This window comes from Ochrobactrum sp. 19YEA23 (assembly GCF_029909865.1).
Lineage (GTDB): Bacteria > Pseudomonadota > Alphaproteobacteria > Rhizobiales > Rhizobiaceae > Brucella > Brucella gambitense.
The window spans coordinates 26,548-37,860 of record NZ_JASAMQ010000010.1 but is presented as its reverse complement, the minus strand read 5'-3'; the positions used below and the strand labels follow the sequence as shown (position 1 = coordinate 37,860).

Sequence of the window (11,313 nt, the reverse complement as noted above, 5' to 3'; positions counted from 1 at the left end):
CCTCTTGCATCGCCTTCAACTTGGCATATAAGTGATAACATACAATTCTTCCCACGCAAGACCAATAAGAGGCGGAACGTGAAAGATCAGACCATTATCATTGTCGGCGGCGCTTCGGGACTGGGTTTGACGACAGCAAAGCTGATGGTGGAAAACGGAGCGGCCAAAATCGGCCTCATAGACCGCAATGCGGAACTACTCGCCAGCTCCGCGGAAACCTTGCGCGGACTGGGCGTTGAAGTCGCGACTTCGGTCGCAGATATTTCGCGAGCCGAATCTGCCCATAAGGGCTTCAACGACGTCGCCGGCAAGCTAGGCCGCGTGCATGCGCTCGTCAACAGCGCAGCCATCTATCCGCGCAAGCCAATCCTTGAAATCACAGATGAAGACTGGGATCTGGAAAACGCCATCAACGTCAAGGGCACCTATCACATGATGGTGGCCGCCGTTCTGCATATGCGGCAGTTCGTCGATGTGCCGCACGTCACGGGCCGCATCGTCAATGTCACCTCGGTTGACGCCTTCAAGGCGCATCCGCAAAACGCCCATTATGCAGCCACAAAGGCAGCCGTCGTCAGCCTGACCAAATCCTTCGCGCAGGAATGTGCCAAGGACCAGATTCTGGTCAATTCCGTTGCACCGGCGGGCTTTGCCACCGACCGCGCCAAAGAACTGGGTTTCCTGCCGGAACTGGCCAAGGCAAGCGCGCTTGGACGTGCCGCCGAGCCGGTGGAAATGGCTCAATGGATCGTCATGATGGCCTCCGGCCGCAATACCTATGCCACTGGCGAGAATGTGGTGGTCAGCGGAGGCTATATCTATGTCTGATCCCTACCGCGTTGCGCTTGTCACCGGCGCCACGAGCGGCATCGGCAAGGCCACCGTCGCACGGCTGCGCGAGCGCGGGCTGACCGTCTATGCCGTCGGTCGCAACAGTCAGGCGCTGGCAGCACTTGCCGCAGAAACTGGCGCGCTCACGGTTGAGGCCGATGTGCGCGACACGAAGGCAATCGAGGCAGCACTTTCTGGCGTCGAGGTCGACATCCTGATCAACAATGCGGGCATTCTTTCCACCCGCGCTTTGTTTCACGAGATTGACCCCGACGAGATCGACGCCATGGTCGATATCAATCTCAAAGCGCCGATGCATCTGACCCGCGCCTTTCTGCCCGGCATGGTGGCGCGCAAGCGCGGCCACCTCATCTATATCGGATCGAGCGGCGGTCAGGCGCCTTATCCGAATATGGGCGCATATGGTCCCTCGAAAGCAGGCTTGAGTCTGTTTTGCGACAATCTGCGTTGCGACCTTCTGGGCACGTCTGTTCGCGTCAGCGAAATCGTACCGGGCCGGGTGCAGACTGCGCTCTACCGGACATCAATCCCCGACAATCAGGCACAAGCCGTGCTTTACGATGGCTATCGCCCGATCCAGCCGGAAAACATTGCCCAGATCATCGGTCAGGTGATCGAACTGCCGGTCTTTGTCGATGTTTCCCGCGTCGAAGTCTTCCCGACCGATCAGGCGACCGGCGGCGGCTCCATGGTCAAATTTCAGGAAAACTAAGGCGAAGGCGACGCTCTGCGTCGCCTTTGTCGTTTCATCACCATCATACCGGGCATGGCTCGCAAGAGCCGCGCACCGAACAGCTATGCGCGCGCGAAAAGCCCACGTCATAGCCCTACCGATAGACAAGTAAAAATTGCCAATTGCCGGATTATCTTGATTTCGTGAAAACGCTCCGGCTGGCATGATCATTCACAAGGTGATTGCCGAAAAGGCGCACAGGAAGGAATCAGGGATGCGTAACGGAGGCCAGCTTCTCGTCGAAAGCCTCGTCGCTTTGGGAGTCAGAAAATCTTTCGGCGTGCCGGGAGAAAGCTATCTCGCCGTGCTCGACGCATTGCACGATACCAAGGGCGCGCTCGACTTCGTTCTGTGTCGCAACGAAGGTGGTGCTTCCTTCATGGCAGCAGCCTGGGGCAAACTCACCGGCGAACCGGGCCTCTGCTTCGTTACACGCGGCCCCGGCGTTACCAACGCTTCCATCGGCATTCACACCGCCATGCAGGATTCCGTGCCGATGCTGATCTTTGTCGGTCAGGTCGGAACCGATATGAGGGGCCGCGAAGCCTTTCAGGAAATCGATTACCGCGCAGTCTTCGGCACCATGGCCAAATGGGCGACCGAGATCGATGATATCGACCGTATTCCAGAAATTCTGGCCCGCGCCTGGGCGACGGCGACCACGGGACGCCCCGGGCCGGTGGTCATCGCCCTGCCGGAAGATATGCTGACCTCGGCAACAGATGCAGCCCCCCTTTCCGGCCCCGCAAAGATCAGCGAAGCCGCCCCTTCCGCCGCCGCTCTGGACGACGTGCAGACCTTGCTCGGCGCAGCCAGGCGGCCTGTCATCCTGATGGGCGGCATCAACTGGACTGAGGCCGGACGCGACGCCCTGCATAGCTTCGCCGAAGCCTCCGACATTCCGGTGGTCGCAGCCTTCCGCTATCAGGACCAGTTCGACAATTTCTCGCCCGCCTTCGTCGGCGAGGCCGGCGTCGGCATGCTGCCGCATGTCAAGGCGCTGATCCGCGATGCCGACCTGATCCTCGCGATCAATGTCCGTTTCGGCGAAATGACGACGGATGGCTATACGCTGCTTTCCGTGCCGGTTCCGGCGCAAAAGCTCATCCATGTCCACGGTTCGGACCGGGAAATCGGCAAGATCTACCAGCCCACACTCGGCATTCAGGCTGGCCCCAATGCTTTTGCTACGGCCTTGAAGCCAATCAAAGGCGACTGGAACAAGTGGCGGGCGGATGCCCGTGCCGCTTTCGAGGCGAGTTTTTCGGCGCCTTCGCAGCCCTCGCCAGTCGATATGGTGGTGGCCATGGAGCATGTCCGCGATGTGCTGCCCGAAGACGCCATTCTTACCAATGGCGCAGGCAATTTCACCGTCTGGCCCAACAAGTTCTTCAAATTCGGCAAGAAGAGCCGCCTGCTCGCACCGCAATCGGGCGCAATGGGCTATGGCCTCCCCGCGGCTGTCGCGGCGAAAGTGGCCTTTCCGGAACGCACCGTTGTCTGCTTTGCCGGTGACGGTGATTTCCAGATGAATTGCCAGGAGCTGGCGACCGCCAAGCAGGCTGGCGCGCAACCCATCGTGCTCATCCTCAACAACGGCATCTATGGCACGATCCGCGCCCATCAGGAGCGCAACTATCCGGGTCGTGTTTCCGGCACAACGATGGACAACCCCGATTTCGTGGCGCTTGCCAAAGCCTATGGCTTTCACGCAGAGCGCGTTGAGCGGACGGAAGACTTCCCTGCCGCTTTTGCCCGGGCCCGCGCATCGCGCAGCGGCGCAGTGCTCGATCTCGACATTTCGCCCGAAGCGCTGACACCGCGCCAGACGCTCAGCCAGATGCGCGCCGCAGCCCTCGCTAAAGTGCCGGTCTGATTGGATCAGATCAGCAATTTAGCTGCTTATTTTAACGCGCATCGTTTCCGAAAACCGTTTCGCACTTTTCGGGATGCGCACTAAAAAGGAACCAGCATGAGCCAGACCATCCGCCTTGGCGCTGATATCGGCGGCACCTTCACCGACATTGCGCTCGAATGCAAAGGTGCGCTCTATTCCACGAAGGTTCTGACCAATTACAGCGCGCCCGAACAGGCGATCCTCGACGGCATTGCCATTGTGACCCGCGATGCGGGGATCAGCCCTGCCGATCTCGACATTGTCATTCATGGCACCACACTGGCCACCAATGCTCTGATCGAACGGCGCGGCGCGCGTACCGCCTTTGTGACGACGGATGGTTTTCGCGATGTCATCGAAATGCGCACCGAAAGCCGCTTCGAGCAATATGATCTCAATCTGCGCCTGCCGAAGCCGCTGATCCCGCGTGAGGATCGCTTTGCGGTCAAAGGGCGCATCGGCGCACAGGGGCAGGAACTGCTGGCCCTCGACGAGGTGGCGCTGGAGGCCATTGCCGACACCATTGCCGCAGGCGGTTTCGGCGCGGTGGCAATTGGCTTCATCCACTCCTACATGAATCCGGACCATGAACGCCGCGCCCGCGATATCATCGCGCGCAAGGTTTCGGTTCCGGTCTCCATTTCCTCCGAAGTCTCGCCGCAGATGCGCGAGTTCGAGCGCTTCAACACCGTATGTGCCAATGCCTATGTGCGTCCGCAGATGGCCGATTATCTCTCCCGCTTGCAGGTGCGTCTGGCGGAGATGGGCGCGAAGTGCCCGGTCTTCCTCATCCACTCCGGCGGCGGGCTGATCACCGTCGAGACCGCATCCGAATTCCCCGTGCGTCTCGTTGAATCCGGACCGGCAGGCGGCGCAATCTTTGCTGCCGATGTGGCGCAGCGCTTTGGCCTCGACAGAGTGGTAAGCTATGACATGGGCGGCACCACCGCCAAGATCTGCCTGATCGAAGATTTTGCTCCCAAGACTGCCCGCACGTTCGAAGTGGCCCGCACCTATCGCTTCTGCAAGGGATCGGGCATGCCGATCTCCATTCCGGTGATCGAGATGATCGAGATTGGCGCGGGCGGCGGTTCAATCGCATGGGTAGACGCCATGGGCCGTATCCAGACCGGCCCGGAATCGGCAGCTTCCGAACCCGGCCCGGCCTCCTATCAGCGCGGCGGCGAACGCCCCGCCATCACCGATGCCGATCTGCTGCTCGGCAAGCTCGACCCGGACAATTTTGCCGGTGGCGCAATCCGGCTATCGGTGGAGAATGCCGCCAAAGCCGTGGCGCGCGATGTGGGAGACAAACTCAACATCGCCGTGGAGCCCGCCGCCTTCGGCATCTGCGAAGTGGTGGACGAGAACATGGCCAATGCCGCCCGCGTTCACGCGGTGGAAAACGGCAAGAACATTTCCGACAATATCATGATCGCCTTTGGCGGTGCTGCCCCCCTGCATGCGGCGCGCCTGTGCGAAAAACTCGGCATCGACCAGTGTCTGATCCCTGCTGGTGCAGGCGTCGGCTCGGCCATCGGCTTCCTCAAGGCGCCATTCGGCTATGAGGCGCTGGCCTCGAAGATCGTGCGCATGTCGGACTTCAAGGCTGCCAGCGTCAACACGCTTCTGGACGAATTGAAGACGACGGCGGAAGGCTTTGTCCGCGCAGGCACGAACGGTAAGGTGCTGCGTGAAATCACCGCTTTCATGCGCTATGTCGGCCAGGGTTGGGAAATCCCGGTGACGCTGCCCGACCGCAGCTTTACCGAAGCCGACGCAGAACTGATCCGCGACAGCTTCCGGCAAAACTATGCCCGTTTCTTCGGTCGCGCCATTGATGGGTTGGATGGTCTCGAAATCGAGATCGTGACCTGGTCGGTCAAGGCGCAGGACGAGCGCCCGGCACCGGAACGCCATGCGCTGACCTTCGGTCGCTCGACCATTGAAACGCCGGTTACCCGCGCCGTCTTCGACCCCGCACAGGCCGCCAATCTGACGACCGCCATTGTGGAGCGCCACACGCTTGCCCCCGGCGCGCGCGTCAGCGGCCCGGCCGTGATCGTCGAACGGGAAACCTCCACCGTCGTCACCTCGCCCTTCGATGTGGTCATGCAGGATGACGGCGCCCTTCTTCTCCTGCGCAAGGAAACAGCAGCATGAGCGACGCGACACAGGAAATTCGCATGCAGGTCATGTGGAACCGTCTGATCTCGGTTGTCGAGGAACAGGCGCTCACCCTTCTGCGCACGGCCTTCTCCACCTCGGTTCGCGAGGCGGGCGACCTGTCCGCCGGTGTGTTCGACCCGCAGGGACGCATGCTGGCGCAGGCCGTGACCGGCACGCCCGGACATGTGAACACCATGGCCGAGGCCGTGCTGCATTTCATGGCCGAAATTCCACGCGAGGAGATGTATCCCGGCGACACCTATGTCACCAATGATCCATGGAAGGGCACCGGTCATCTGCACGACATCACCATGGTGTCGCCATCCTTCCTCGGCGACACGCTGGTCGGTTTCTTTGCCTGTACGGCGCATGTGGTCGATGTTGGCGGGCGCGGCTTCGGCGCCGATGGCAAGTCGGTCTATGAAGAGGGCATCCAGATACCGATCATGAAGTTTGCCGAGCGTGGCGCGGTGAACAAGGATCTGGTGCGCATGCTGCGCGCCAACGTGCGCGAGCCCAATCAGGTTGTCGGCGATTTCTATTCGCTCGCGGCCTGTAACGATGTCGGCCATAACCGCCTCATCGACATGATGCAGGAAATCGGCCTGACATCGCTCGACACGCTGGGCGAATTCATCTTTGCGCGCACCCATGCCGCGACGCTGGAACGGATCCGCGCATTGCCGAAGGGCCAGTGGTCGAACGAGCTTGTGACCGATGGCTATGACAAGCCGATCAGCCTCGCAGCGAAGGTCGAGATTGAAGGCGATACGGTCAATGTCGATTTTGCGGGCAGCGATGCCGTCAGCCCCTGGGGCATCAATGTCCCAATCATCTACACCAAGGCCTATGCCTGCTATGCCCTGAAATGCGTGATCGCGCCGGATATTCCCAACAACTGGGCCTCGCTGGAACTGTTCACGATCTCCTCGCCGGTCAACATCCTCAATGCCGAGCGCCCGGCCCCGGTTTCGCTGCGCCACGTCATCGGCCATATGGTTCCAGACCTCGTTCTCGGTGCGCTGGCCAAGGCCCTGCCCGGCCAGATTTTGGCCGAAGGCGCTGCCGCATTGTGGAATATCCACATTTCGGCGCGTCCCGTGGCGGGCCAAACCGGACGCAAGGCCGAAATCCTGATGTTCAACTCCGGCGGCATGGGCGCACGTCCCGAACTTGACGGCCTGTCGGCAACCGCTTTCCCGTCCGGCGTGATGACCATGCCGATTGAGGCAACCGAACATACCGGCCCGATTGTCGTCTGGCGCAAGGAACTGCGTCCTGACTCCGGCGGCGACGGCGAATATCGCGGCGGCCTCGGTCAGACAATTGAAATCGAGGCCATTCCCGGCCACGAATTTGATTTTTCGGCGATGTTCGACCGCGTGCACCATCGCGCCAGAGGCCGCAATGGCGGCGGCGAGGGCGCGCCGGGGGTGGTGGCTCTGGATGACGGCACCAAGCTGAAGCCGAAAGGCTGGCAGCATGTCCCGTCAGGCCGCAGGCTGGTGCTGCAACTGCCGGGCGGCGGCGGTTATGGCGAGCCGCAGAACCGCGACCCGCAAGCTCGCGCCGAAGATATTTCGAAGGGCTATGTCTCGGCCAAGTGAAATAAAATGCAACATCGGCCCGAAATCAGTTCTGATCTTCGGGCCGATGACATAGAAAATAGCGTTTCCAGCAAAACCGAATAGATGACCAGCTGGCATTCGTGATGGAGCGATATGAGCGAGCGGACAATCAGACTGCCCCCTCTCAACGCGCTGCGTGTGTTTCACGCCGTGATGCGCCATCGCAGTTTTCGCAGCGCCGCCGACGATCTTCTGGTCAGCCCGCAAGCTGTCAGCCAGCAGATCAAGCAGCTTGAAGAAACGACCGGCGTTCAGCTCTTTGAGCGGAAGGGACGCACGGTCGAACCGACCGAGAATGCCATTCTGCTCGGTCATTATGTCCAGTCCGGCTTTGCTGAATTTGCCGAGGGTATCCGCCGCATCAGCAAGACCGGCCAGCGCGACCGGATCAATATCAATGCCAGCCCCTATTTTGCGACACGCTATCTGCTCGAAAAACTGGGGGGCTTTCGCGACATTGTGCCGGGCGCCGATCTGCGCCTGACGACCATGGTCGAGCTGCCGGATTTTGCCCGCGACGACGTGGATGTTGCCATACAATGGGGTTTTGGAGGCGATGTTCAGGGCAGCTGGAAAAGCTATGAGACCCGGCTGCTGACCCGCGATGTGAAGGTGATCTGCTGTACGCCCGATCTGGCGCGCCAGATCGCGTCACCCGCCGATCTTCTCCCTATGACGCTGCTGCATCCCGTGCTTTCGGGCGATCTGTGGGCCGATGTTCTGGATCATATGGGCGTCGCGTTCGATCCGGCGGCGGGCAATATGCGCCTTCAGGACGCCGCCACCATGCGCCGCGCAACCGTGGCGGGCCTGGGCGTCGGGCTGCTTTCCATCGCCGATGCGGAGGAAGACCTCAAGCTGGGGCGTCTCGTCGCGCCTTTTGGGCGCGAGATCATGAGCACCATGCCAGAAGCAAAAGTGCCGGGCTTTTATCTTGTCTTCCCGAAAGCGCATCTGCGGATTGCCGCCATTGCAGCTTTCTGCAAATGGCTGCAACAACAGGACTGGGATTCTAGAGCGGTTCCTGTTTCCACGGAATCGTAGGAACCGCTCTATCTTTTTTCACACATTATCCGACGCATCGAAGCGGGATGAGAAATCAGTCCAGTGGACTGATTTCCCCGCGTAGGCGCTGCGCACTTTTGCTGGAAATGCTCTAAACCCGTTCCAGTTTGATATGCGGCAGAGGCGGCAGCTCGACCTCAATCGGATCGTCGGCCCGCACATGCCCACCGGACAGAACGATGGTCATGACGCCCGTCTTGCGGATTACTTCCCCATCGGGCGTCTTGTCGAGCACAGCCGAGAGAAGCCCCTTCTGGAAGTTTTCGATCTGCGGGCACGGATTGCGCAGGCCTGTCACCTGCAACACCACATCCTTGCCGATTTTCAGCAATGCGTCCCTCGGCAGGCCCAGCAGATCAACGCCGCGCGTGGTGACATTCTCGCCAAGATCGGCAGGCGCAATGTGAAACCCTTTATCCGCCAGCTCGTCAAAAAGTTCGGCCTGAATGAGATGAACCTGTCGCAGATTGGGCTGGGTCGGATCCACTTTCACGCGCGAACGGTGCTTCACCGTTGTGCCCTGATGCGCATCGCCCTCGACACCCAGCCCGGTCAGGATATGGATTTCCGGCACGGACTGCTTGGAAAAGCGATGTTCGCCATCGCGTGCAACGGCCACGACAAATCCAGCACCCATGATCCTCATCCCATCTATCGCTTTGGTCGCCCTTTTGTTAGGGAGCCAATTATTGTTCAGGAGAATATTTCTCGAAGGGAAAAAACTCTCCTGGCCTGCTATCATAGGTTATAAGACATTTATGTGAATGCAGGCAGGACGAGGCGCAGATTGCAACAGAAAAACGCGGGAGACGAGTTCCGCTGGGGAATATGGGGAACAGGCGCCATTGCCAGCGCCTTTGCAGCCGATATTGCGGCAATTGACGGCATGCGCGTTTCCGCCGTGTGCTCGCGCACGCTGGAAGCAGCGGAGGCATTTGGCAACCGCATTGGCGCTGACAAGACCTTCAACGCTGTGGGCACATTTCTTGCCGACCCGGATATCGATGCGGTCTATGTCGCGACGCCCAGCGCCATGCATGTCGCCCAGACCTTGCAGGTCATCGCCGCAGGCAAGCCCTGCCTGACCGAAAAGCCGCTTGCGCTTGATGCAGCCGGGGCGGCGCGCCTTGCGGCGGCCAGCGAAATCAGCCGGACTTTCGTGATGGAAGCGATGTGGTCCCGGTTTCTGCCTGCCATACAGGCGGCGAAACGGCATATCGAGACCGGCACTATCGGCAAGGTCACGCGCATCGAAGCAGATCTCTCCTATCTTCGCGCCTATGACCGGCAGAGCCGCTTCTTCGATCCGGAACTTGGCGGCGGGGCGGCATTCGACCTCGGCGTCTACCCGGTCTCGCTGGCGCTGTTCTTCATGGGAGCGCCCGAGCGCTCGCAAGGTCGCTGCAAACGCGCGGACAATGGCGTCGACCTGCGCACGGAGATTGAACTGTTCTGGCCCGATGCAGAAGCCCGGCTTTCCTGCGGCTTCGACCGGGACGGCGACAATCGCATGCTGATCACGGGAACGAAGGGCGCTCTCTTGCTGCACGGACCCTTCCTGAAAGCCCAACGTCTGTCGATCTATTCCGCTGGTGCATTGAAATCGCCGTTCGGTCCGGGCAAAGGCTCCGGCCTGATCGGCAAGATCATCAACCGCCTGCCTCTGCCGGGCCGTAAAATCGAAAGCCACGCCTTCTCCGGCAACGGTCTTCGGTTTCAGGCGCTTGCCGTGCGCGATGCCGTGCGAAATGGCGCGATTTCAAGCCCCGTGATGCCGCTGGCGGACAGCACAGCTGTGGCTGGTATCCTGCATCGGATCGTATCGCGGGATTAGAAACTGCTCTTCATCCTGTATGGAACAGCGCTATCGCCAGCATTGTTGAGCGCCAATGCAATTTCGGTGATGTGCAGCGCCACGTTGCCGGAAAAGAACGCCGTCTCTCCCGTTTGGATGGCGCGCGCCTGATCGGCGATCCCACGCGCAAAATCGATCTGCGACGGAAAGGACGGCAAAGCAGCTTTGCTGCCCTTCGGATAGGGCAGCTTCTTGCCCGCGACGGGCTTCCACGACAGGAACTTGCCGATCCGCACTTCGAGAATGATGAACAGCCGCGCCCAGAACCGGGTATTTTCATCCGCCTTTTCAAGACGCACGGCAGAGCGATTGTCCCACAGATCGTCAACGCTGATCGAGCCCTTGTCGCCCACCACCGTCAGGCTGCGATCACGCGGCATGGCAAGACCCGATGTCAGCCGCGCCACGAGGCCCGACTTGAAACGCAGGCAACCGACCGAGAAATCAGGAGCCATCTGAAGATGCTCGGTGCCCGGCCCCTTGTCGGGAAAGGTGATCGCGGAAAACGCCGTCACGCTTTCCACCGGACCGAACAGCGAAACCAGCCATGACAGCGCATAGCCTGCATGTTCGAGCGTACAGCCGATTTCAAATTCATGTAGACCGGGCCAGACCGCGCCGGACTGCGAGCGCCATGTCGACCATTTGTCGCGAAACACAGGGCCGTCTTCCATCTGCGCATAGACGAGGCGCGGTGTGCCAACAGCGTCGATTGCGGACGAGACCAGCTGCTGCGCATCGCTGAGACCATTGGCAGGCGCGGCAGCCATTGTCAGGCCACGGCTCGCGGCAAAATCGACCAGCGCCTTGGCCTCATCGAAACTCATCGCAAGCGGCTTTTCGGAATAGACATGCTTGCCCGCTGCCAATGCCGCCCGCGATATCTCGTAGTGGCTCTCCGGCGTCGTCAGATTGACGACGATCTGTACCTCCGGATCGGCCAGCACGGCGTCGAAACTGTCATAGACCTGCGCGCCATAATGCGCTGCGAACGCCTTGAGCCGTTCCGGCGACCGATCATAGACACCGCGCAGCACAAGTTCGGGATAATTGCGCAAGGTGGTCATGTAATAATCGGCAACGAAACCTGTGCCGACAATCGCAATATTCATGA

Annotated in this window: 9 protein-coding genes; 7 read left to right on the top strand and 2 right to left on the bottom strand. The window is 60.4% G+C overall.

Annotation, left to right across the window (positions count from 1 at the left end):
- Positions 1-78 precede the first annotated feature (78 nt).
- From QBD01_RS21265 to QBD01_RS21240, 6 genes are all read left to right on the top strand, one after another.
- A complete protein-coding gene (locus tag QBD01_RS21265) occupies positions 79-828 on the top strand; it encodes an SDR family NAD(P)-dependent oxidoreductase (RefSeq protein ID WP_078339036.1) in 750 nt (249 codons plus the stop codon).
- Complete coding sequence (locus tag QBD01_RS21260) at positions 821-1,564, top strand: SDR family oxidoreductase (RefSeq protein ID WP_138783416.1); 744 nt, start codon at positions 821-823, stop codon at positions 1,562-1,564. The genes QBD01_RS21265 and QBD01_RS21260 overlap by 8 nt, the downstream gene beginning before the upstream one ends.
- 235 nt (positions 1,565-1,799) lie before the next feature.
- Positions 1,800-3,461, top strand: a complete 1,662-nt coding sequence (locus QBD01_RS21255; RefSeq protein ID WP_280994428.1) for a thiamine pyrophosphate-binding protein — start codon at positions 1,800-1,802, stop codon at positions 3,459-3,461.
- Between the two features lie 96 nt (positions 3,462-3,557).
- Positions 3,558-5,645, top strand: coding sequence for a hydantoinase/oxoprolinase family protein (locus QBD01_RS21250; RefSeq protein WP_280994427.1), 2,088 nt, complete (start codon positions 3,558-3,560; stop codon positions 5,643-5,645).
- Positions 5,642-7,258, top strand: a complete 1,617-nt coding sequence (locus QBD01_RS21245; RefSeq protein WP_280994426.1) for a hydantoinase B/oxoprolinase family protein — start codon at positions 5,642-5,644, stop codon at positions 7,256-7,258. The genes QBD01_RS21250 and QBD01_RS21245 overlap by 4 nt, the downstream gene beginning before the upstream one ends.
- Positions 7,259-7,372: 114 nt before the next feature.
- Positions 7,373-8,323, top strand: a complete 951-nt coding sequence (locus QBD01_RS21240; RefSeq protein ID WP_280994425.1) for a LysR substrate-binding domain-containing protein — start codon at positions 7,373-7,375, stop codon at positions 8,321-8,323.
- A gap of 112 nt (positions 8,324-8,435) precedes the next feature.
- Here QBD01_RS21240 and QBD01_RS21235 read toward each other — a convergent pair whose 3' ends face one another.
- Complete coding sequence (locus QBD01_RS21235; protein ID WP_280994424.1) at positions 8,436-8,981, bottom strand: MOSC domain-containing protein; 546 nt, start codon at positions 8,979-8,981, stop codon at positions 8,436-8,438.
- A gap of 150 nt (positions 8,982-9,131) precedes the next feature.
- On the opposite strand from QBD01_RS21235, the gene QBD01_RS21230 reads away from it, so the two are divergent.
- Positions 9,132-10,178: a Gfo/Idh/MocA family oxidoreductase gene (locus QBD01_RS21230; RefSeq protein WP_280994423.1), complete on the top strand. Its 1,047-nt coding sequence runs from the start codon at positions 9,132-9,134 to the stop codon at positions 10,176-10,178.
- On the opposite strand, the gene QBD01_RS21225 is transcribed toward QBD01_RS21230, so the two are convergent.
- The gene (locus QBD01_RS21225) at positions 10,175-11,311 is read right to left on the bottom strand and encodes a Gfo/Idh/MocA family oxidoreductase (RefSeq protein WP_280994422.1); all 1,137 of its coding nucleotides are present in this window, start codon (positions 11,309-11,311) and stop codon (positions 10,175-10,177) included. The two genes, QBD01_RS21230 and QBD01_RS21225, sit on opposite strands and share 4 nt — an antisense overlap.
- Positions 11,312-11,313 lie beyond the last annotated feature (2 nt).